The organism is Pseudomonas sp. IT-P4, from assembly GCF_949767755.1.
Lineage (GTDB): Bacteria > Pseudomonadota > Gammaproteobacteria > Pseudomonadales > Pseudomonadaceae > Aquipseudomonas > Aquipseudomonas monachiensis.
Window position 1 is genome coordinate 136,226 of sequence record NZ_CATKPX010000078.1, and the last position, 21,997, is coordinate 158,222.

At 59.9% G+C, this 21,997-nt stretch carries 23 protein-coding genes, 1 tRNA gene and 1 pseudogene; 7 read left to right on the top strand and 18 right to left on the bottom strand.

Features of this window, described 5'->3' with window-relative positions; genetic code table 11:
- Window positions 1–8 precede the first annotated feature (8 nt).
- The 7 genes from rbsD to ACM6IT_RS25280 all read right to left on the bottom strand — a co-directional run bounded on the left by rbsD (window position 9) and on the right by ACM6IT_RS25280 (window position 6,636).
- Window positions 9–413: a D-ribose pyranase gene (gene rbsD / locus ACM6IT_RS25250; RefSeq protein ID WP_056722246.1), complete on the bottom strand. Its 405-nt coding sequence runs from the start codon at window positions 411–413 to the stop codon at window positions 9–11.
- Window positions 410–1,327 (bottom strand): ribokinase, encoded by a 918-nt coding sequence (gene rbsK, locus ACM6IT_RS25255; protein ID WP_414918926.1) that lies wholly within the window; start codon window positions 1,325–1,327, stop codon window positions 410–412. Before rbsK ends, rbsD begins: the two co-directional genes overlap by 4 nt.
- A gap of 91 nt (window positions 1,328–1,418) precedes the next feature.
- Entirely contained in the window at window positions 1,419–2,438 is a 1,020-nt protein-coding gene (locus tag ACM6IT_RS25260; protein WP_056722243.1) for a LacI family DNA-binding transcriptional regulator, read from the bottom strand.
- Between the two features lie 3 nt (window positions 2,439–2,441).
- Window positions 2,442–3,419, bottom strand: coding sequence for an ABC transporter permease (locus ACM6IT_RS25265; RefSeq protein WP_056722241.1), 978 nt, complete (start codon window positions 3,417–3,419; stop codon window positions 2,442–2,444).
- A complete protein-coding gene (locus ACM6IT_RS25270; RefSeq protein WP_056722239.1) occupies window positions 3,416–4,969 on the bottom strand; it encodes a sugar ABC transporter ATP-binding protein in 1,554 nt (517 codons plus the stop codon). The genes ACM6IT_RS25265 and ACM6IT_RS25270 overlap by 4 nt, the downstream gene beginning before the upstream one ends.
- Before the next feature lie 55 nt (window positions 4,970–5,024).
- Complete coding sequence (locus ACM6IT_RS25275) at window positions 5,025–5,981, bottom strand: sugar ABC transporter substrate-binding protein (RefSeq protein WP_056722237.1); 957 nt, start codon at window positions 5,979–5,981, stop codon at window positions 5,025–5,027.
- A 193-nt stretch (window positions 5,982–6,174) separates the two neighbouring features.
- Window positions 6,175–6,636 carry a hypothetical protein gene (locus tag ACM6IT_RS25280; RefSeq protein WP_414918927.1) on the bottom strand — a complete coding sequence of 154 codons (462 nt, stop codon included), beginning with the start codon at window positions 6,634–6,636 and terminating at the stop codon, window positions 6,175–6,177.
- Window positions 6,637–6,987: 351 nt separating this feature from the next.
- Here ACM6IT_RS25280 and ACM6IT_RS25285 point away from each other — a divergent pair, with 351 nt between their 5' ends.
- The 3 genes from ACM6IT_RS25285 (at window position 6,988) to ACM6IT_RS25295 (ending at window position 9,222) form a co-directional block, all read left to right on the top strand.
- On the top strand, window positions 6,988–8,076 hold the full coding sequence (locus ACM6IT_RS25285; protein ID WP_056722233.1) for an asparaginase: 1,089 nt from the start codon (window positions 6,988–6,990) through the stop codon (window positions 8,074–8,076).
- A gap of 182 nt (window positions 8,077–8,258) precedes the next feature.
- Window positions 8,259–8,528 carry a DUF1654 domain-containing protein gene (locus tag ACM6IT_RS25290; protein ID WP_043302188.1) on the top strand — a complete coding sequence of 90 codons (270 nt, stop codon included), beginning with the start codon at window positions 8,259–8,261 and terminating at the stop codon, window positions 8,526–8,528.
- A gap of 4 nt (window positions 8,529–8,532) precedes the next feature.
- Complete coding sequence (locus tag ACM6IT_RS25295; protein WP_409079134.1) at window positions 8,533–9,222, top strand: endonuclease; 690 nt, start codon at window positions 8,533–8,535, stop codon at window positions 9,220–9,222.
- 89 nt (window positions 9,223–9,311) lie between these two features.
- Here the strand turns inward: ACM6IT_RS25295 and ACM6IT_RS25300 are convergent, their stop codons facing one another.
- Window positions 9,312–9,677 (bottom strand): SPOR domain-containing protein, encoded by a 366-nt coding sequence (locus tag ACM6IT_RS25300; protein ID WP_414914759.1) that lies wholly within the window; start codon window positions 9,675–9,677, stop codon window positions 9,312–9,314.
- A 250-nt stretch (window positions 9,678–9,927) separates the two neighbouring features.
- Here ACM6IT_RS25300 and csrA point away from each other — a divergent pair, with 250 nt between their 5' ends.
- Window positions 9,928–10,119 (top strand): carbon storage regulator CsrA, encoded by a 192-nt coding sequence (csrA, locus tag ACM6IT_RS25305; protein ID WP_007975691.1) that lies wholly within the window; start codon window positions 9,928–9,930, stop codon window positions 10,117–10,119.
- A gap of 184 nt (window positions 10,120–10,303) precedes the next feature.
- Here the strand turns inward: csrA and ACM6IT_RS25310 are convergent, their stop codons facing one another.
- Window positions 10,304–10,759: a DUF2214 family protein gene (locus ACM6IT_RS25310; RefSeq protein ID WP_056722226.1), complete on the bottom strand. Its 456-nt coding sequence runs from the start codon at window positions 10,757–10,759 to the stop codon at window positions 10,304–10,306.
- 203 nt (window positions 10,760–10,962) lie between these two features.
- On the opposite strand from ACM6IT_RS25310, the gene ACM6IT_RS25315 reads away from it, so the two are divergent.
- The gene (locus tag ACM6IT_RS25315) at window positions 10,963–11,715 is read left to right on the top strand and encodes a carbonic anhydrase (protein WP_056722224.1); all 753 of its coding nucleotides are present in this window, start codon (window positions 10,963–10,965) and stop codon (window positions 11,713–11,715) included.
- 75 nt (window positions 11,716–11,790) lie between these two features.
- Here ACM6IT_RS25315 and ACM6IT_RS25320 read toward each other — a convergent pair whose 3' ends face one another.
- Window positions 11,791–11,985, bottom strand: coding sequence for a hypothetical protein (locus ACM6IT_RS25320; protein WP_056722222.1), 195 nt, complete (start codon window positions 11,983–11,985; stop codon window positions 11,791–11,793).
- Window positions 11,986–12,236: 251 nt separating this feature from the next.
- Here ACM6IT_RS25320 and ACM6IT_RS25325 point away from each other — a divergent pair, with 251 nt between their 5' ends.
- Window positions 12,237–12,443, top strand: coding sequence for a hypothetical protein (locus tag ACM6IT_RS25325; protein ID WP_056722220.1), 207 nt, complete (start codon window positions 12,237–12,239; stop codon window positions 12,441–12,443).
- A 315-nt stretch (window positions 12,444–12,758) separates the two neighbouring features.
- On the opposite strand, the gene ACM6IT_RS25330 is transcribed toward ACM6IT_RS25325, so the two are convergent.
- A tRNA-Val gene (locus ACM6IT_RS25330) sits at window positions 12,759–12,835 on the bottom strand.
- Between the two features lie 184 nt (window positions 12,836–13,019).
- Between ACM6IT_RS25330 and ACM6IT_RS25335 the strand changes: the two genes are divergently transcribed.
- Window positions 13,020–14,303: an NAD(P)/FAD-dependent oxidoreductase gene (locus ACM6IT_RS25335; RefSeq protein ID WP_414918928.1), complete on the top strand. Its 1,284-nt coding sequence runs from the start codon at window positions 13,020–13,022 to the stop codon at window positions 14,301–14,303.
- Window positions 14,304–14,435: 132 nt separating this feature from the next.
- Here the strand turns inward: ACM6IT_RS25335 and ACM6IT_RS25340 are convergent, their stop codons facing one another.
- From ACM6IT_RS25340 to ACM6IT_RS25370, 7 genes and pseudogenes are all read right to left on the bottom strand, one after another.
- On the bottom strand, window positions 14,436–15,407 hold the full coding sequence (locus ACM6IT_RS25340) for an XdhC family protein (protein ID WP_414918929.1): 972 nt from the start codon (window positions 15,405–15,407) through the stop codon (window positions 14,436–14,438).
- Window position 15,408: 1 nt separating this feature from the next.
- On the bottom strand, window positions 15,409–16,647 hold the full coding sequence (locus tag ACM6IT_RS25345) for a c-type cytochrome (RefSeq protein WP_414918930.1): 1,239 nt from the start codon (window positions 16,645–16,647) through the stop codon (window positions 15,409–15,411).
- Between the two features lie 2 nt (window positions 16,648–16,649).
- Window positions 16,650–17,189, bottom strand: a complete 540-nt coding sequence (locus ACM6IT_RS25350; protein ID WP_007982256.1) for a (2Fe-2S)-binding protein — start codon at window positions 17,187–17,189, stop codon at window positions 16,650–16,652.
- The gene (locus ACM6IT_RS25355) at window positions 17,182–20,013 is read right to left on the bottom strand and encodes a xanthine dehydrogenase family protein molybdopterin-binding subunit (RefSeq protein WP_414918931.1); all 2,832 of its coding nucleotides are present in this window, start codon (window positions 20,011–20,013) and stop codon (window positions 17,182–17,184) included. The genes ACM6IT_RS25350 and ACM6IT_RS25355 overlap by 8 nt, the downstream gene beginning before the upstream one ends.
- Window positions 20,014–20,189: 176 nt before the next feature.
- Window positions 20,190–20,366: pseudogene (locus ACM6IT_RS25360) on the bottom strand (LysR family transcriptional regulator); the annotation flags it as partial.
- 50 nt (window positions 20,367–20,416) lie between these two features.
- Window positions 20,417–21,199 carry an IucA/IucC family C-terminal-domain containing protein gene (locus ACM6IT_RS25365; RefSeq protein ID WP_414918932.1) on the bottom strand — a complete coding sequence of 261 codons (783 nt, stop codon included), beginning with the start codon at window positions 21,197–21,199 and terminating at the stop codon, window positions 20,417–20,419.
- The gene (locus ACM6IT_RS25370) at window positions 21,196–21,987 is read right to left on the bottom strand and encodes an ABC transporter ATP-binding protein (RefSeq protein ID WP_056722207.1); all 792 of its coding nucleotides are present in this window, start codon (window positions 21,985–21,987) and stop codon (window positions 21,196–21,198) included. The genes ACM6IT_RS25365 and ACM6IT_RS25370 overlap by 4 nt, the downstream gene beginning before the upstream one ends.
- Between the last annotated feature and the right edge of the window lie 10 nt (window positions 21,988–21,997).

A 21,997-nucleotide genomic window follows, 5' to 3' on the forward strand; every position in this document is an offset into this window, starting at 1 on the left:
ACAGCCCGTCAAAACGTAACCCCGGCGACCAGCACAATGTTGCAGTACGGCTGGCATTCGCCTGTACGAACAATCGCCCTGGCTTGTCGGCTCAGGACCTTGAATTGTTCATGAGTGAGCAACTCGCGCCGCCCCAACGCACCTTCGCCGTCCAGCTCTTGCAGCGCGACCAGGGCCGACGGCTTTTTATCCAGGATTTCCTCAGCCAGCACATGGCTTTCGACCTGCATCTCACTGAGCACCACCTTCAAGGTGCTGACAAAATCCGGAATGCCATGGGTCAGGGCCAGGTCGATCAATTCAACGCCCGGTGGAACCGGCAGCCCGGCATCACCGATGACGACCAGGTCGCCATGCCCCAATGAAGCGATCAGCCGCGATAGCGCAATGTTGAGCAGAGGTGTCTTTTTCATGGGGTTTTAAACGCCTGTACATCGCTCAAGACGGGAATCGAAGGTTGCGCGCCAGCACGGGTGACCGACAGCGCCGCGGCCACCTGTCCGAAGCGGATCGCCTGCGCCTCATCTTGACCCGCGGCCAGTGCCGCAGCGAAACCGCCGACAAACGTGTCGCCGGCCGCCGTGGTATCGACAGCCTTTACTACGGGCGCGGGGAAATGTTCGAAGCGATGGCCATCGGCAAACAGCGAACCTTGCGCACCGAGGGTGATGATCACTTTGCCGGCGCCCAGGGCAATCAGGCGGGTCGCCGCGGCTTGCGCAGTTTCGAGGGAGTCCACCGACACACCGCTCAGTGCCGACGCTTCGCTTTCGTTTGGAATCAGGTAATCGATGGACGCGTACCAGTCCGACGGCAGCGGGCGGCTGACCGGTGCCGGGTTGAGGATGACGGTCTTGCCCAGTTCGCGACCGCGCTTGAGCGCATGGCCAACGGAAGCATCGGGCACTTCCAGCTGACAGATGAGCACGTCCGCCGCCTGTATCACCGAATCAAAACGGTCGATGGCTTCAGAGGTCAATGCCCCGTTGGCGCCGGGGACGATCACGATGGTGTTCTGACTGCTGTCGTCGACCACAATCAACGCCACTCCACTGGAACCATCAACGATGCTCACCGCCTGGCAATCGATCTGCTCGGCCAACAGCGCCCCGCGCAGCACCTCACCATAAGCGTCATTGCCCACGCAGCCGATCATCGACACCTGGGCCCCCAGCCGCGCCGCAGCCACGGCCTGATTGGCGCCCTTGCCGCCGGAGACGGTGGTAAACGACTGCCCAATCAGCGTTTCACCGCCCTTGGGCAAGCGTGGCGCCCGGGTCACCAGGTCCATGTTCAAACTGCCTATCACCACTACTTTTGCTGGCATACATTGCTACTCATCGATTCTGTTTCGGCGGCGCTGTGGGTTCAGCGGCTTTCTGTTTTCAATGGCTTTTTGTTTTAACGGCTTTCTGTTTTCAACGGCACTGGGCAAACACGCCAGCCAGCGGCGCCGTCGATTCACGTATGACGATACTCGGCGTCACGATCCGCTGATCGGTCGCCAGGCCCGGCGTGGCGATCCGCCGTAAAAGCACTTCGGCAGCCATTTCGCCGAGCTGCAGGATCGATTGCCCGACCGTGGTCAACGACGGGTAGACATAGCGACTCATCTGGATATCGTCGAAGCCGATCACCGACAACTCGCTCGGCACGCGAATATTGCGTTCGGCGGCGGCCCGCAGCACGCCGATGCCGATCATGTCGTTGGCGGCAAAAATGGCGCTAGGCGGATTGCTTTCCAGCAGAATCGCGGCGGCGCTGTAGCCGCCGGTGCTGGTGAAATCGCTTTCCAGCATGCGCCCGGACGAGACTTCGATGCCCGCCTCCTTCAAGGCCCGGCGATAACCCGCCAGTCGCATCTGCGCCACGCTGGTGTTTTCCGGCCCGCTGATGGTGGCGATATCCCGGTGCCCCAACTCCAGCAGATGTCGGGTCGCCAGATAGGCGCCGTATTCATGATCGATACGCACCAGGTCCGCATCGACACCGTCCAGTCCGCGGTCGACGATCACCATGGGCGTGCGGACGCCTTTCAGGCCTTGTACCAGGCCACTGTCGCCACCGGCCGAGGCGACAATCAGGCCGTCGATGCGTTTTTCCAGCAGCACGCGCAGGTAGCTGCGCTGCTTGTCCGGATTGTCGTCGGAGTTGCACAGGATGACGCAGTAACCGTTTCGCTCGCAGTAATCCTCGATACCCCGGGCCAGTTCGGCGAAATACGGGTTCAGGCTGTTGGGCACCAACAGGCCGATGGTCGCCGTGGTCTTGGCCTTGAGCGAACGGGCCACGGCGCTGGGGACGTAGTCGAGGGTCTGGATTGCCGCCTCGACCTTGATCCGGACTTCTTCACTGACCGGGCGGGTCTTGTTCACCACATGGGAAACCGTGGTGTAGGAAATGCCGGCAAGGGCTGCCACATCTTTGATAGTCGCCATGACTCAGGTCCGCCGGCTTGCGCGTTGACTGCGATAAGTATCCAGCACCACCGCCACCACGATCACCGCACCGGTAATGATGCGCTTGGTCGGCTCGGTTGCGCCGATCTGCGCCAGCCCCGCGGCCAGCACGGAAATGATCAGGACGCCAAAAAACGTGCTGATCACCGAACCGCGCCCGCCCATCAGGCTGGTCCCACCGATCACGACGGCCGCGATCACCTGCAACTCAAGACCGGAACCGGCATTCGGGTCGGCGGCTTCCAGGCGAGAAATCTGGAACAACGCGGCAATACCGGCCAGCAACCCCATCAGGCTGAAGACCAGGATCTTGTATGGCTTGGGGTTGATCCCCGCCAGCCGTACGGCCTCTTCGTTGGTACCGATCCCGATCAGGTAACGACCGAACACCGTGCGGGTCAATACGGCCTGGGCGACGAAAATGATCAGCAACGCAATGATGAACGACGGCGAAATGCCGAAGGCGATCGGATTGGACAACCAGGCGAACGCATCGCCGATGTAGGCCGTACGCGAACCGGTCATCTGGTACGCCACCCCGCGAGCCATTTCCAGCACGCCCAGGGACACGATGAACGACGGAATCCGCCACGCCACCGTGATCGAGCCGGTGACGGTACCGGCGAGCGCCGCGACGGCCATGCCCAGCAGCGCCGCCGGCAGTACGCCCCAGCCCCAGCCGAGAATCGCCACGCTCACGGTCGAGGCCGCCAGCGCCAGCACCGAGCCTACCGACAGGTCGATGCCACCGATGATCAACACAAAGGTCATGCCGACCGCCAGCACCATCAGGTCCGGAATCTGGTTGGCCAGGGTGCTGAAAGTATCGTAGGACAGAAAATGACTGCTCAGCACCGAGAACAGCACGATCATCGCCAACAAGGCACCCGCCAGGCCCAGATAGGTGCCCAGGCCGTAGAAGTTGCCACTGCGTTTGCCGGCGGAAGAAACGGTATTCATGGAAGATCCCTAGGCGCGGCTTCAACGAGCTGCGCATCACGTTTTTGGTAGCCGGCGAAAGCAGCGGCGAGCAATTCATCCTGGGTCCAGCTGTCGCGATCGAAGGTATCGATCAGGCGCCCGGCCGACAGCACGCCGATCCGGTCGCAGATCAGCATCAGCTCGCGCAAGTCGCTGGAGACCACCACCAGCGCCTTGCCTTGGCGAGTCAACTCGCCGAGCAGGTTATAGATATCGAACTTGGCGCCGACGTCGATGCCGCGGGTCGGCTCGTCGAACAGCAGCACCGAGCAATCGCGCTCCAGCCAACGGCCGATGACGACCTTCTGCTGATTGCCGCCGGACAACTCTGACACCAACTGTGCCGGACCAGAACTGCGAATGCGCATGGCGTCGATCTGACGCTGGGCCAGGGCGTTCTCGCCATCGTTGTCGACAACGCCCGCGCAGGAGATGCCGGGCATGTTGCCCAAGGCGATATTGGCGCCGATCGATTGCGTCAACAAAAGGCCTTCGCCCTTGCGATCTTCGGTGATCAACGCGATGCCATGCCCGACCGCATCCACTGGCGAACGCACATTGATGACCTGCGCCGGCGCCCCCAGGGCAACCGTGCCGCTGTCGGCGATATCGGCACCGAAGATCAGGCGCAGCAACTCGGTGCGCCCTGCGCCAATCAAACCGGATATCCCGAAAATCTCTCCGGCACGGACTTCGAACGACACGCCGCGAACCTTGTCGGCACGGCTCAGGCCCTTGACCGTCAACATCGGAGCGCCGATCTTGCGCGCCCCCATATCGATGTGTTCGCCGAGCTCGCGACCAACCATCAGCGTGACCAGTTGCTCGCTGTTGTAGTTGGCCATCGGCTCGACACAGACCAGGTTGCCGTCGCGCAGCACGGCAATGCGCTGCGCAACCCGCGCCAGTTCTTCAAGGCGATGGGAGATATAGATGATCGATACGCCGCGCGCCTGCAGGCGGGTGATCTGCTCGAACAGCATTTCGACTTCGCGGGCAGTGAGCATTGCCGTCGGCTCATCGAGAATCAGCACATGACAATCGCCAATCAGGTTGCGGGCGATCTCGACCATTTGCTGATGGCCGATGCCCAGTTCGCCGACCAGGGTGTCCGGGTCAATGGCGTCGAGCCCGACATGAGCCATGGCCTCGATGGCCGCCTTGCGCAACTGCTTGCGACTGATCCAGCCGCCTTTGCTGGGCAGGTTGTCGAGAAACAGGTTTTCCGCCACCGACAAGGTCGGCAGCAGATTGAGTTCCTGCATGACCATGCGGATACCCAGCGCTTCAGCCTGAGCCCGGCTACCCGGACGATAGTCCTGCCCCTGAAACCGCATCTGGCCGGTGGTCGGCGTGACCAGCCCGCCAATAATCTTCGAAAGCGTACTTTTGCCTGCACCGTTCTCGCCGGTCAACGCCAGCACTTCCCCGCGCATGAGCGTCAGGTCGATGCCGGTAAGAACCGGCTGGGCGTAGGTCTTGCCGATACCGCTGACCGAGAGGACTGCGTCCGGAGCGCAAACTGACATAAAAACTCTCCATGCGCCCGTCCGGCTGGACGAGCGCCGTTGCGTCGCCAGAAGGTTACTTGGTGACCAGCTCTACCGGCGTTTCGATCACGCCATTGGCGCCGCCTTCGACCTTCTCGCCCTTGAGAATCTTCAATGCAGTCTCGATGCCGAACACCGCCTGTCTGGCCGCGAACTGGTCCGCGGTGGCCAGCACGCGACCGTCCTTGAGCATTGGCTGGATGGCATTGATGTTGTCGTAGCCGACCACTTGCACCTTGCCGGCCTTGCCCGCGGCGCGCACGGCGGATACCGCGCCGACCGCCATGCTGTCGTTGCCGGCCAACAGGGCCTTGGTTTGCGGGTATTCGCTGAGAATCGACGCGGCGACCTTGTTGCCCTTGTCGATCTCCCAGTCACCGGATTGCAGGGACACGACCTTGATCTGCGCCGCCTCCATCGCATCTTTGAAACCCGCGGTCCGCTGCTGGGCATTGGTGGTCGTGGACACACCTTCGATGATGCCGACTTCGTCACCGGCCTTGAGCTGTTTGGCCAGGTAATCCCCCACCAGCCGTGCGCCCTTGCGGTTGTCCGGGCCTACGAACGGAACATTGATGTTTTTGCTTTTGACGACGGCGGGGTCCAGTTGGTTGTCGATGTTGATCACCGTGATACCGGCATCGATGGCTTTCTTGATCACCGGGACCATGGCCTTGGAGTCTGCCGGTGCAATCACCAGTGCATTGACCCTGGCCAGGATCATCTGCTCGACGATACGCGTCTGGCCTGCGGTGTCGGTTTCATCCTTGATGCCGTTGGAGATGAGCTCGAATTCGCCGGAGTGATCTTTCTGGTACGCCTTGGCGCCATCTTCCATTGTCAGGAAGAATTCGTTGGCCAGGGATTTCATGACCAGTGCGACTTTCGGCTTTTCAGCGGTTTCAGCAAAAGCCGAAGAGACAGGCAATGCAGCGGATGCGGCAGCCAGCATAGCGACAGCGAGAAGACGTCCAGCGAATGGCAGCTTCATGGGTTCACTCCGATCTTATGATTATTGTGAGCAACGCTTGCGCTGGCGTAAGCTTCACGGCCCACCGCGATGAAAAGCCATCATTGGAGCCGCGCAAACGTTTGCGTGAACCAAACTATGCGAACCCTGCCGGATTTTGTCAACGACCTGAAAAATGCTTTCAGAGATGCGTGGCGAAAAAACGGCATTCAACTCATGCCGTGGTGTTGACCACCGATCCCGTGCCGGAACCCTTGGCCAGCTCCTTGATCAGGCTCGCACTCACTTGCAGGATGGCGCCGTTGGTGTCGGCAACCTGCCCCTGAATGGCCGCTACCGCGGTGGTCTTGGCTTCCGGACTCGGATAGGACGCCGCCTGGGCTTGCGCCAGCTGCTGTTGTTGCTCACGCAATTGCTGCTGCAATTCCTTGAGGCGTTTGAGCAAGACCTTCACCGCCACGCTGGTGTTATCGCTGGTTTGCGATTCGGCCTGTGCGCCGGCACTCTCCCCCAGACCAACCGGGCCCGTCTTGACCTGGTTGCCGTCGCTTTTTTTTGCACCCGGCGCTTGAGCAGCCGCATCAGTTGTCGCGTCGCTCAAGGCACGAAGGGTAGTGGCCGATTTGCCACCGATGGTGACGCCGGCGGCATTGGGAATGCCAACAGATAACGACATGTGAACTCCTGAAGAAAAAGATCCCTTGAAGGAGCATCGACCGACGCGGCTGTTTCTTTAATGGTCACTGATGATTTGACGCGTTGAAATCTTAAACAGAACTGCAATCCGTTTCGGAGAGCCGAACGCAAAATCTGCATATGTTCGGCAATCCGAACATCCAGACTCAAAATCACACCTGATACAAACAGCAATACCATTACAAATCATTAACTTAAGCGTGTTTTTTCGATTCTGAGTATTACTGGTACAGATCCTGCTTTTCCCTCACACCCCCAGCGTTCAGGTTCGTCTGGGGCGTATCTAGATGAACTTGCATCTGCACCGTCTCACAACTAGAAGAGAAAAATAATGACATCTGCACTTAAGACCTTTGTTCCGGGCGCCTTGGCCCTCCTGCTGCTTCTGCCCACTGCCCTTCAGGCCAAAGAAGCCGAAACCCAACAGAAACTGGCCAACGTGGTAATCCTGGCCACGGGCGGCACCATTGCCGGTGCGGGCGCCAGCGCCGCCAACAGCGCGACCTATCAAGCGGCGAAAGTCGGCATTGAACAGCTGATCGCCGGCGTCCCGGAACTGAGCCAACTGGCTAACGTTCGCGGCGAACAGGTCATGCAAATCGCCTCCGAAAGCATCACCAACGAAAACCTGCTGCAACTGGGTCGCCGCGTAGCCGAACTGGCCGACAGCAAAGACGTCGATGGCATCGTGATTACACACGGCACCGACACCCTTGAAGAAACGGCGTACTTCCTGAACCTGGTGGAAAAAACCGAGAAGCCGATCATCGTCGTGGGCTCCATGCGCCCAGGTACCGCGATGTCCGCCGATGGCATGCTGAACCTGTACAACGCGGTGGCCGTGGCCAGCAGCAAAGACGCGCGGGGCAAAGGCGTGCTGGTGACCATGAACGATGAAATCCAGTCGGGTCGCGACGTCAGCAAAATGATCAACATCAAGACCGAAGCGTTTAAAAGCGCCTGGGGTCCGCTGGGTATGGTGGTCGAAGGCAAATCCTACTGGTTCCGCTTGCCAGCCAAGCGCCACACCATGGATTCCGAGTTCGACATCAAGAACATCAAGAGCCTGCCTGACGTCGAGATCGCCTATTCCTACGGCAACGTCAGCGATACCGCCTACAAGGCCCTGGCTCAATCGGGCGCCAAAGCCATCATCCACGCTGGCACCGGCAATGGCTCGGTATCCTCGCGGGTAGTCCCTACCTTGCAAGCCCTGCGCAAGGACGGCGTGCAGATCATTCGCTCCTCCCATGTCAACGCCGGTGGCTTTGTATTGCGCAACGCCGAACAGCCTGACGATAAATACGACTGGGTCGTTGCCCACGACCTGAACCCGCAGAAGGCCCGGATCCTGGCGATGGTCGCACTGACCAAGACCAACGACAGCAAAGAACTGCAACGGATGTTCTGGGAATACTGATTTGCCCTCGCCCGACCGGATCCGGTCGGGCACCCCGTGCGCCATTCGCCAGTTTTGGCGAGTGGCTGCCGCTGGATCTTACAAAAAAACTCCCTTCGCCTTACGCCAAACGGAACAAATCGCTGTCAGAGGATTTTCTTGGTTTTTAAGCAGTTGCGAAATGGCCTACAGTTAAATACTGTATGCACGTACAGCTTAATAAGGATAATTCCGTGGACACCACCTCTACCTCTCCTGACACCTATGTACGCATGGGCTTGCGCGTTCAGAAAATCATCAACTCTCCCACCGCACAAAAGGCCAGGGCAGCATTGATCTTCCGCCTGCCTGACGAACCGGTGGATGAATGGGAACGCTTGCTGGAAGAAATCGACGAGAACGACAACGTCACCCTCGCCTATCGCGACGATGGCGGCGTGCAGATCTTCTGGGTTGTGCCGAAGGAAGATTGAGTCGATGAGTGTCCGCTGGTTTGCCTTGCTGTTTCTGTTTGTTGTCATGGGTGCGCAAGCCGACGCGCCGCGCACCTTCACCGAAGCGAAAAAGGTCGCCTGGAAGCTCTACGCGCCCCAGTCCACCGAGTTTTACTGTGGCTGCAAGTACACCGGTAACCGGGTGAACCTTGCCGCCTGCGGTTACGTGCCGCGTAAAAATGCCAAACGCGCATCCCGCATCGAGTGGGAGCATATTGTTCCGGCCTGGCAAATCGGTCATCAACGCCAGTGCTGGCAAGCGGGCGGTCGCAAGAACTGCACCCGCTACGACCCGGTTTACCAGAAGGCCGAGGCTGACTTGCACAACCTGGTGCCCAGCATTGGCGAGGTCAATGGCGATCGCAGCAACTTCAGCTTTGGCTGGCTGCCCGAGCAGTCGGGGCAATATGGTTCATGCCTGACCCAGGTCGACTTCAAGGCCAAGAAAGTCATGCCCCGCCCTTCCATTCGCGGCATGATCGCCCGGACCTACTTCTACATGAGCAAGCAGTACGGCTTGCGCCTGTCGAAACAGGATCGGCAACTGTACGAAGCCTGGGACAAGACCTATCCGGTACAGGCCTGGGAACGCCAACGCAACCAGAGCGTGGGGTGCGTCATGGGGCGCGGCAACGAGTTCGTCGGCCCGGTAGACATGAAGGCCTGCGGTTGAATCCGGAACGGGACACCTGAAACGACAAAGGCCTCGAGGTTAAACACCCAAGGCCTTTTTTGTTTCTTCAACGCCTGCGCTACAGAACGTTATTGAGCGACCGGACGCTCAAGCACCAGCAATTCGATGTTCTGCTTCTTCGCGCGAGTGAGCGCCGCGCGGACTTCATCCTGCTTGGTTTCGGCCTCGGCTTTCGAATTGAACGGCCCCATCAGGACTCGGGTATTGCCATTCTCCTTGACGACGCTGGACATGAAACTGTGCTCGATCAGCCAGCCACTCAAATCGCTGACCGCCTGAGGGGTTTCACCTCGCACCTCAAGATCCCATTGGGGGCCGGATACCGGCGCGGGTACGGCCGCCATGACCGGCTTGGGCTTCGGCGCATCCACAGTGCTGCCCTCGCCACATCCCGCCAATGCCAATATCGCGATGACCAAAACCATTTTGCGCACGACGCTTCCCTCCAAATGCATAAAGCGGTGATTTTAACACCCATGAATACTTCGCGAGTGCCGCAAAATGGGCTTAAAACAACGAGAATGATGGTTGCGGCCTCTGTATAGTTACGCCTTGGGAATTAATGCCGCATCTGCGCGTCAGAAAGAGGCACCCAAACCGCGAGACTTCGCACTAATCTATACATAACACCGACCTCTGCACTGTCCGAATCAGGTGCCCCACAAAGCAATCAAGGAGAAGACCATGCTGATACTCACCCGCAAAGTCGGTGAAAGCATAAACATAGGTGATGACATTACGATCACCATCCTCGGCGTAAGCGGCCAGCAAGTCAGGATCGGCATCAACGCTCCGAAGGACGTTGCAGTGCATCGTGAAGAAATTTACCAGCGCATTCAGGCCGGCCTGACCGCCCCGGAAAAGCCGCAATCCTGAATCCTGTTGCAGTCAGTAGCCAGCCCGTTCAGTCCGGAATCACGGCTGGCTAAAGATTCAGCACCCCATCGCCCTGCTCATTCGCCCCACTCAAACCCCAGGGGTCGATACTAGCGGCAAGTTTTACTCTATTGCTGTCAGACTTTTCTGGTTTGCCCCAGGGAAGGATGCGTTCACTGCGCGGTCAACCAAGCATCACGCCTCGCGCCATGCCCGTCGCCGCTACCACCATCAGCAGCACCAGCAGCGCCTCTATATGACTGATCCGTGCAAACAGCTTCGCACGGCCGGTATCGATCGACACTTTACGGGCAAGCGCTATCCGCCACTTGATCAGTGTCACCATAGGCGCGATTTCCAGTAGCAAGATCAGGACGAACAGCGACATCTTCAGATGAAACAACGGCTGATGCAGGTAATAGTCCGTGCCCTTCTCGTACCCGCCAAACGCTCGCATCCCGCCACTGATCAATAAAACGACAGCTGAAATACCCCAGATATTGTCTGCCATCAGAACACTGCGCACCTCCGCAGCCCCATCGGCCAAGCGCCGAAAAGCCGTGCCTCGAACCAGCACCGCCCAGAATCCCAAGGCAAATGCCAGAAGATGAACCGCCGCCAGAAACCAGTGAGTCAGCATAGAGAAACCCCTGCCAGGTCGAAGTTGTATGAGCCTGTCAGTAGTAGCCCATGAAATGGCTGCGTGCACGGCATCCAGGGACAATGCCCGGAACACAATACGACAGACCAACTAGACTCCACTGCGCTGGTATTGAGCGTCCGCGACGGTACCCGCCCCAACAGCAACTCACTCCCACCGCGTTGAACTGAGTAAACAAAATCATGTGTGAATCATGTGATTCAAGCTCTGCTTCAAACACAACAGGCCGTCGTCGTTTTCTTCAATTTGCCGGATTGAGCGCAGGCGCCCTGCTGCTGACCGGCACACTGCCCGGCAAGATCATCCTGGCAGCCGAAAAAGCGACAGCCCCACCCAAACCACAAAACGTAATCAGTCCCGACATGGCATTGAAAAGACTGATGGAGGGCAATGCACGATATGTAGGCGGCACTTCCACAACCCACGACTTCAAGGCAGAGCGAGAGGCCCTGGTGTCCGGCCAGAATCCATTCGTGGCCGTGCTGAGCTGCTCCGACTCGAGGATCGCCCCGGAATATGCGTTCGACACCGCGCGCGGCGATCTTTTCTCCATCCGCGTCGCGGGCAACTTCGTTACGCCGGAAGGCCTGGCCAGTCTTGAATACGGCGTTGCCGTACTGGGCGCCCCGCTGATTCTCGTACTCGGGCATGAGAGCTGCGGCGCCATCGAGGCCGGTATCAAGGCGGTCAAGGACCAGACGATTTTCCCCGGCCATATCCCGAAACTGACTGACGCACTCAAGTCAGCAGTCGAGGCAGTACTCAAGCAGCCCGGGAACCTGATGGAAAACGCCACCGCGCAAAACGTCAAGAATTCGGTCAACAGCCTGAAACAGGCCTCGCCATTGCTGACTGATGCGCAGAGCAAAGGCGCGCTGAAGATCGTGGGCGGCATCTATCGCCTGGCGAGCGGCAAGGTAGAGTTGATCGCCTGAACCGCAACGCGCACAGCGTCAGCATCGGTGCATAAGCCCGCATGCAAAGAGCCCAGCGCGACGGCTGGGCTCTGATTATCTTCGGTTTTGCATCATTTTATCCGCGAGGACCCTGGCCCTCTCGATCAACAGGTTCTGCCTGTCCTCATGAGTAGCCTCGCCCACAATCGGGGCAGTCAGATTGCTTTCGGCAATCAATGCAGCGCAGAAATATCGATCCCAGACAGCCGTGTCCACAGGTGCCTGCTTGCTCATTTGATCGGCGTTCATAGGCGGCTCCTTTTGATAAGGTCGCATTGCCAGTTTACGCCTGAATGACAAAAAATCCGGACCATCATTCACAGTCACCTGCCATTCGTCGCCTGCCAGAACACAACGAGGAATTCGCCCCTATCCATGGCTTGAGGCTTGCTAAGATCGCCCGTAGCAGCGCCGCAATGACAGGATTCTGACGCCGCAGCCATTCAATCAATGCTTAAGGACGCCAGCGATACGCTTGGTCAGTCACCGGGAGATGTAACGTGTCAACGCTCAACGAAATCGCAATGAATCACGCGAGAATGGCCAAGGAACAAGCAGGAAAGTCGACCGAACTGAGCGAGCGCCACCTCCAGATCGTAGGGAGCTTCGAAGTACCGTCCATTGAAGTACAACAGAACATCCCACTGCACCTGATCGCGGGAGCCCAGGAAGGCCACCATGGCCTTGCAGCTACCTTTGCCCTCTGACACCTACTGAGGCTGGCGACGATCTGAACGGTTTACCCGGCAATCATCCGGCATCCGCTCAGCAATCGTCGCGCCTTGATGGCCCGGCACTACTTTTCTGATCCGGGCATCTCATCTTTCAAATACCGCGAAGTGATTGCCAGCCGAATGCAATGTTCAGCAAAAACACGCAATGACTTGTGGATTGAAAATCCATGAACTAGACATAACTCCACAGTCCGCTTCCCCAAAGATCGGTAACGATTCTTTGGACAACAAAAAAGGGCCCACCTTTCGGTGAGCCCTTCCAGACCGCCCAGCAGAGCGGATTTTGTTTGGTAGGCGCGATTGGACTCGAACCAACGACCCCCACCATGTCAAGGTGGTGCTCTAACCAACTGAGCTACGTGCCTGCTGTGAGGCGGCATTCTACGGAATTCCGGAGGGGTGTCAACACCTTTTTTCGCGCTAACCCTATGAATATGCAAAATATTTAATTTTGCCGCTACAAAGAAGATTTTCCGGGTGGCTGGCGGGGGATTTTCAACTCGGGTAGGATCAACGCACTCGTAAAATATATTAAACAGAGGCTGCCGGATGGCTAACACTCCCTACCCCGAGTCCTACTACGCCGCATCGGCCAATGCGGTTCCGCCGCGCCCGGCGTTGCAGGATGACGTGGAGACCGATGTCTGTGTGATTGGCGCCGGTTACACAGGGCTGTCCTCTGCCTTGTTTCTGCTGGAGAACGGTTTCAAGGTCACGGTGCTCGAAGCCGCCAGGGTAGGTTTCGGGGCGTCCGGGCGTAATGGCGGCCAGATCGTTAACAGCTATAGCCGCGATATCGATGTCATCGAACGCACGGTCGGTCCCAAGCAGGCCCAGTTGCTGGGCCAGATGGCGTTCGAGGGTGGGCGAATCATTCGTGAACGGGTCGCCAGGTACGACATTCAGTGCGACTTGAAGGACGGTGGCGTGTTCGCCGCGATGACCTCCAAGCAAATGGGTCATCTCGAATCCCAGAAGCGCCTGTGGGAGCGTTTCGGGCACACCCAGCTCGAGTTGATGGATCAACGTCGCATCCGCGAGGTGGTCGCCTGTGATCAGTACGTCGGCGGGATGCTCGACATGAGTGGCGGCCACATCCATCCGCTTAACCTGGCGCTGGGTGAAGCGGCGGCGGTCGAGTCCCTGGGCGGGACGATCTATGAGCAGTCGCCGGCCGTGCGCATCGAGCGCGGCGCGAATCCGGTGGTGCACACGCCGCAGGGTAAGGTCCGGGCAAAATTCATCATCGTCGCCGGTAACGCTTATCTGGGCAACCTGGTGCCGGAACTGGCCGCCAAGTCGATGCCTTGCGGCACGCAGGTGATTACCACCGAGCCCCTGGGTGAAGAACTGGCGAAGACCCTGCTGCCTCAAGATTACTGTGTCGAAGATTGCAATTACTTGCTCGACTACTACCGCCTCAGTGGCGACAAGCGTCTGATTTTTGGTGGTGGCGTGGTGTACGGCGCGCGGGATCCGGCGAACATCGAAGCGATCATCCGGCCGAAGATGCTCAAGGCCTTCCCGCAACTCAAGGACGTGAAGATCGATTACGCGTGGACGGGCAATTTCCTGCTGACGTTGTCGCGCCTGCCTCAGGTCGGACGGCTGGGCGACAACATTTACTATTCCCAGGGTTGCAGCGGTCATGGCGTGACCTACACGCATTTGGCGGGCAAAGTGCTGGCCGAAGCATTACGCGGCCAGGCAGAACGTTTTGATGCGTTTGCCGACCTGCCCCATTACCCGTTCCCGGGCGGCCAGTTGCTGCGCACACCGTTTGCGGCATTGGGTGCGTGGTATTACGGATTGCGGGATAGATTCGGGTACTGACTGCTAAAACAAAAGGCCCGCTGCGATGCGGGCCTTTTGTTTAGATCAACATCGAAAGATCGCAGCCTGCGGCAGCTCCTACATGGGAATGCGTTCTGCGTAGGAGCTGCCGCAGGCTGCGATCTTCTGATCTTAAAGCCGGTCCCGTGGGATACCGCTGCGAATCCGCAGGATGTCCGCCAGTACCGCCAGGGCAATCTCGGCTGGCGTCTTGCTGCCCAGGTTCAAGCCGATTGGCGCATGAATCCGCCCCAACTCGGCATCCCCCAGCCCACCAATACGCCGCAACCGCTCGAAGCGCTTTTGCGAAGTCTGCATGGAGCCCATCACACCGATGTAAAACGCCTCGGTGCGAACGGCCTCCATCATCGCCAGGTCATCGATACGTGGATCGTGGGTCAACGCCACCACCGCCGTGTCGCTGTGGCACCCGCCGTCGGCAATGAACACCGAAGGCAGTTGGCGACGAATCTCCACGTTTTCCAGCACGACGCCTTCGAGCACTTCGTCCCGCGGGTCACATAGAATCACCTCGAACCCAAGCCCCACGGCAAACTCCGCACAGGCCTGGGCGACACTGGAATACCCCGCCAGCAGCAAGCGCTGGGCCGCGCCGACGCGCACGCGCACCCGGTCGATTTCACGCTCGATACGCACACCCTGTTCACGATCATCGAACAGACTGCGCGCACCGCTTTGCAGATCGACTTCGCGGATCAACCGACGCCGGCCCAACAGCGCCGACTCCAGCTCCCGCAGATGCGCTTGCACCTCGCAATCGGCCTCAAGCTTCTCGACCAGCACATCCAGCACCCCGCCACAGGGCAGGCTGACGCGCGAGCGTGGGTCGTCGCCTTCGCCATAACGAACAACGCTGACCGGCTCCAGAAACGCGCCCTCGGCGACTCGCTCGAGAAAGTCTTCCTCGACACAGCCACCGGACAGCGAGCCAATCCAGTGCCCCTGCGTGTTCACCGCCAGCAGCGAACCCGGTGCGCGCGGTGCCGAGCCGTAAGTGGCCAGCACCGTACACAGCCAGATGCGCTGACCGGCCGCCGACCACTCCAGCGCCCGGCGCACCACTTGCAGATCCAGATGCTGCATATCAGTGGGCCTTGTGCTCGAGCGGCGGCGCATCGGCCCGCAACTTCTGCACGTCGTTTACAGCCAGATCATTCGGCTGACCGCCCCAGCCTTGACGCAGGTAGTTCAGCAGGTCCGTGAGCTGTTCGTCGCTCAATTTCGCGGCGAACCCCGGCATCGGCTGCATGTGTTCGAAACCGGAGAACTTCTGCTCACCAATACCGTCGTCGATCACCCGCACCAGGTTACGCGGATCTTCCAGGCGCAGCGTGGTGTTGCCGCGCATGGCCACGGCGATGTGCGGCTTGCCCTCACCGCCCGGCGCATGGCAACCGGCGCAGACATTCAAATATTCCTGACGGCCACGCTGGGCACTCGGGCTCAGCTTGTCCAACGGCACTTCGGTGAGCACCTTCGCCGCCGGTGGCTGATCGCCGAGCAGGAAGGTCGCCATCGCCGCCAGGTCCGGATCGCTGAGACCCTGGGTGCTGTTGTGGAACACCGGGAACATCTCGTTGAACATCGTGCCCTGGGCGCTCATGCCGTGCTTGAGGAACGAGCTCAGGTCCTGATGATTCCAGCCACGGGCCGCCAGGTCAGTGGCCAGCAGGCTCGGCGCCAGATAACCATTGAGAATGCCGCCGGTCATGCGTTTGTCCATCTGCATCGCACCGGGCAGGCCGCGTGGGGTATGGCACTCGCCACAGTGACCCAGCACGTCGACCATGTACTGGCCGCGCTTCCAGGCTTCGCTCTTGCCTTCGGCAGGCTCCAGCTTCACGTCCTTGCCGTACATCATGTTCCAGCCCATCAGGCCCGGGCGCACGTTGAACGGGAAGCTCAGGCTGGTGACTGGCGCGGCACGCTCGATCGGCTCGACGGTTTTCAGGTAGGCATGAATCGCATCGGAATCCGCACGCGGGATCAGGTGATACGAGGTGTAGGGCATCGCCGGATACAGGTTCGCCCCGTCGCGGCGCTTGCCTTCGGTCAACGCGGCGAAGAACTCGTCATCGTTGTACAGGCCGATGCCGTGCTCTTTGCTCGGGGTGATGTTGGTGCCGTAGATCGTGCCGAACGGCGACACGATCGGCAGGCCGCCCGCATAGGGCGCGCCACCCGGCGCGGTGTGGCACGCCATGCAGTCGGCGGCACGGGCGAGGTACTCGCCTTGCTTGATCTGCGCATCATCGGCGTGAGCTGCCACCACAGGCGCAGCCAGACCAACCGCCAACGCCAGGCGGCTAAGTAGAAGCTTCATGCTTAACCCTCCTTGACCAGGCCGAGATCGGTCAGCACGTTGCGGGTGGCGCTGTAGTAGCGCACGTACCCGGTGCAACGGCAGATGTGATGACCGAGGCTGTCCTCGATGACTTTTTCCAGCTGGCTTTTGACGATCGGCTGACGCTGCAGCTTTTCCACCAGCACGGTCGCGGCATTGACGAAGCCCGGCGCGCAGTAGCTGCACTGGAAGGCGAATTCATCGACGAAGCGCTGCTGGATCGGGTTCAGCTCGGTGACCTTGCCCTGCTCGTCGCGGGTCGCATGGCCTTCGATGGTCCGCACTTTCTTGCCTTCGAAATAGTGTGCGCCGGTGATGCAGGTGCGCACTTCTTCGCTGGTGCCGTCCGGGTTGTCGACGATCACCACACAGGCGTGGCAGATGCCCTGGCCGCAGCCCAGGCGCGAACCGGTGAGGTTCTTGTATTCGTGCAGGTAGTCGATCATCGGCAGGTCATCAGGGATGTCCACCGGGCCGACGGATTGACCGTTGAGGGTCAGTTGAAGCGGACGGTTAGCCATTGAGGGCCTCCTTGATGCGTGCAGAAGTGATAGGCAGGTCGCGGACACGTTTACCGATGGCATGGGCCACGGCGTTACCGATGGCGCCGACAACCGGGATCATCACCACCTCGGCGATGCCCTTGGACGGGTCGCTCGGCGACAGCGGCGGCAGGATTTCCGCCGTCTGTTTCCACACCGCGACGTGACGCGCCATTGGCAGGCGGTAACGGTTGAAGTTCCAGTCCCCCTCCCCCGGCCCGCCTTCGTACAACGGCATCTCTTCCATCAGCGCGTGGCCGATGCCCATGGCGATCCCGCCTTCGAGCTGGCCCCTGACCAGTTCTTCGACCAACACCCGACCGCACTCGACCCACGAGTGATGGTTGAGTACCGACACTTCGTTCGAACCCTTGTTGACCTTCACTTCCACCAACGTCGCGACCGGGCTGTAGTAAGTCACCGCCGCGTTGTTCAACTGGGTTGCCGGGTAGGCGATACCCTGCCGATCCAGCAGATGGAAACCGGCGCTGTTCATCTGCGCCTTCTTCGCCTTCGGTGCACCGTCGCCGTACTTCACAGCCAGGCCGTCGAGCGGCAAGCGTTCACGCACGCCGTCGATGCTGAACTCGGCCTCGGCCCAGCTCCAGCGGTTGAAACCGTGCACGGTGGCGCCGCTCACCAGGCCACGTTCGTGAACGCGCTTGGCGAGCATGGCGAATGGCAGTGGCTCCATGCCGTTGGCCGTGAGCTTGCCGTCGACCCAATGGGCGTCTTCGCGGCGCACCACGTAAGGGTTGGCCTGGCCGCCGTAAGGGCCTTGGCGCCAGATCTCCATCGCCGCTGGCCACAAGCCGTGGTTGAACAGCACGCGCGCCGCTTCACGGGTGGCGTGACTGAAGTAGTACGCCGAGTTGGTCGCCGACGAAGCCGAAGCCACCTTGCCGACCCAACGTGGGTTGCGCAGGAAATTGTCCTGCTCGGCCTGGCTCATGATGTACGGGTTGCCGCCACTGACCAGCTGCAACTCTTTCCATTCGGTTTCGCCGGTCTTCACTTCGTGCGCCGCAATACCGAGGAAATCGGCCACGACCATGGCCTGGGAGGTGGACATGCCAGTACCGATTTCGATACCGATGTGGCGCAGGCTGATGCGACCTTCGGCAGTGAATTCAATGCTGGCCATCGGCGCTTCGGAACCGGTACCGAAGTCCTTCTGGCAGATGGCGAAACCCACCCCGTACCAGTTGTCCGGATCGGCGGCTTCGCGTTGCTTCTTGATCGCGTCGCGGTTTTTCCAGGTGTCGTGGACCGCCGCCTTGTCGAGAATCTCGTGCAGGCGCAAGGCACCGGCCGGGATCGCGCCCTGGGTGTTCTTCATACCCGAGCGCAGTGCGTTCTTGCGGCGCAACTCGATGGCATCGACACCGAGGCGACCGGCGATTTCGTCGACCATCATCTCGGTCGCCGCCATGCTCTGCAGGGTGCCGTAGCCACGCATCGACCCGGCTTCAACGGCGCGGGAGTGATAGGCCGTGACCTGCAGATCGTTCTGCGGCATGTAGTAGATCGACTGTGCCGCCGTGGCGCCCACCGCCGCCACCGACGGGCTGTAGTTGATCCGCCCGCCACCGTCGACGCTCATCTCGGAGCGAAAAATCTTGAAGCTGTGGTCGTTCTTGTCCACCGCCAATTGGTAGCGGATGTCGAACGGGTGACGCTTGATGCCGCTCTGGAACTGCTCGTAGCGGTCGTTGGCCAGGCGTACCGGCACACCGGCGCCGTACAACGCCGCCAGCGCTGCGTAGTAGACGAAAATGTTGTGGTCTTTGGAGCCATAACCGACGGTGTAACCCGGGTGCATGTTCAGGTTGGCCAGGCCGAAACGCGACGGCGCGATCATCTTCGCGGTTTCGGTCGCGGTTTCCAGCGGGCACTGTGTCGCCACCACGAAATGCAGGGTCTTGGTCGCCGGGTCGTACCAGCCGTTGCCGTTGTCCGGCTCCAGGGCGGCCGGTTCGATCGACGGGGTCTTGTAGCGCTCGTCGAATACCAGCCAGTTGTCCGGCGGCGTATCGATCTGCTGCTTCATGCGGTCGGCGTAGAACAACCCGCGCTCGGTCAGGTTGCCGTGCAGGTTCGGCTGGGAGTTCCACACCGGACGACGGTTTTTCAGCATCGGGAACAGGATCGAATCCTTGAGGCTGGCGAACTCGTCTTCGTCCGCCGAGGTCGCACCGCCGACGCGCACGTAGCGGAAGCTGCCGTAAGGATCGCCTTCGTAGAACGGCGCTTTCTCGCCGTAGCGGATTGCCTTGTCATTGAACTTGAGTTGGTTCTTGGCCTGACGGAAGCGCTCGAAATCGTTCCAGATCAGGATCGCCACCGGGTGCCCGATAAACATCGGCACCTTGCCGGCCGGCAACAGCGGATCCGGGGCGTGCTCCTCAGGGAACACGATTCCGTCCTTGACCAGGTCTTCGGCGGTGACGATGCGGTCCGGTTGCAACTCGGCACCGAGCCACGACAGGTCGATGCCCGCGAAGATGTGGTCGGCCTTGATGGTTTTGAGCAACATGGCGTGGCCTTGCTGCTGCGGCCAGCCCGGCATGTCCTTGGCGCGAATGTCGCGGGCAAAGACCTTGCTGCCGCAGACCTTGGACAAGGCATCGTTACGGGCGCGCGCCTTGCCATTGTTGCCGAGCCACTGCTCGGACGGCACGGTCACGCTGCTCTCCATCAAGGCGGCCAGCGCCTGGCTGCTCAATGGTGTGAGCGTCACGCTCACACCCGCTACCAGCCCGCCCTGAAGGAACGAGCGCCGGGATATATCACGGTTGGACATGGATCATCCTCTGGGCGGTTATGGGGTCCGCCCTTCTGGTTATGTTCTGGAAATCTCGAGTCTTGCAGAAGCCCTTTTCGACGATGCAAAGGGCTGTTGTTGACAGTGCAAAGCTGACCGAAAGGTTAAGTTTATAGGCTTATGCCTTCGCGGAAAACCAAAAACTGACCAAGGAATCAAAAAACCGCGACTTTTCGACGCAGCAGATCGATGAACAACCCCAACTCCCGGCTGATGTGCTCGCCCTTGCGCAACAACAACCCGAAGGGCTTCATCTAGGCATCCAGCGCCATCACCAAGCCCATTTCAAGATAGTCGCGCAATGCAGTTTCCGACAGCATCATGATCGCGTCGATCGTTGAACAGCGGCTATTCCTTTGCTGGCGAGGGTCGATCCGGTCACTCATCGGCATTTCCCCGGACGTAGCAACGGACAGGTCGAACAGTAGTCTGCGGGGTCGGTGGCCAGGTAATAAAAGCAACAGGTTCGGCGAAAGCGAATGCTGCGCTGCCCGTCGTCCACCAGCGTCGGCGGTCGGCGGAAATGGCTCAGCGGGTTGTAATCCAGACCGAACAACGCAGGCTCGGCTTGTGTCAGCAGCCAATTGAAATCCGCTTCACAGCGCTCGCGAATTGACGGGTCCTCGGTTTTCACCATGCGTTTTTCATACAGCGAATAAACTCGCACGGCGGTGTTTTCCCAGAGGATGCGCCGGGAAACACCGGTGACACGATTGAAGGTTTGCCACAGCGGTTTCAGCAGTCCGGCGAACAGTCCCTGCACCAAGGCTTCCCGCCAGGCCTCGCGCTCATTGAGGCCATAGGTCAGCGGCTGACCGTGATGCACCGGCATTGAAGACGTCCACAGCCCCTCATCGTGACCGTATTCGATCACCGTGTTGTCAGGTGTCAGTAAAAGGCCTTTGTCATACACCGACATCGCATACAAACAGGCGCCAGTCGCCAGAAACGACAAGCGCTTGCCCAGCAGCGAGGCCGTGATCGCCCGGGTTGGCGAGCCGATCACCGGGCCCAGCGCATCCAGCAGTTGCTCGCACACGTCTTCCTGCAGCAAGTCCCGGGCCATCAGCGAACGCAACGGGTCGCGCTCGTCGCGGTCCTTGAGCCGCAAGCCACCGGACAACAGCGCCCACTCCGACGCAGTGAAATGACAGGCCAGATTCATTGCGGCAACTCCCGGCCAAACGGAATGCACAACGGTGTCCCGAAGAACGGATCGGGAATGATCCGGCAATTGAGGTCGAACACGGTCTTGACCAGGGTCTCGGTCAACACCTCGTCGGGCCGCCCCTGGGCAAAGGCTGTCCGGTTGTGCACCGCAACCATGTGGTCGGCGTAACGACAGGCCAGGTTGAGGTCGTGCAGCACCATGATGATGGTTTTGTTTTCGAGCCGGTTAAGGTCGCGCAGCAGGTCCAGCACTTCGATCTGGTGCGCCAGGTCGAGAAAGGTGGTGGGCTCATCAAGCAGCACGATACCGGTGTCCTGGGCCAGGGTCATGGCGATCCACGCGCGCTGGCGCTGGCCGCCGGACAACGCGTCCACCGGTCGGTCCGCCAGGGCCTGCAGACTGGTTTGCGCCAGCGCGCGGTTGACCATGGCTTCGTCTTGCGCCGACCACTGTTGCATCCAGCTCTGATACGGATAACGCCCCAGCGCCACCAACTGCCGAACGGTGATGCCCTCCGGCGCGCTGGGGGTCTGGGGCAAAATGGCCAACTCCCGGGCCACGGCGGCCGTGGACTTTTGCTGGATATCCACACCGTTGAGAATCACCGAGCCCTGCTGCGGTTTCAGCAGCCGGGCGAAGGATTTGAGCAAGGTACTTTTGCCGCAGCCGTTGCTGCCAATCAGTACCGAAATCCTGCCTTGGGGCAGTTGCATGTCCAGCGCGTCAATAATCACCTGGCGCTGATAACTCAGGGTCAGGCCGCGACTTGCAATCGACGTCATACGTTGAATT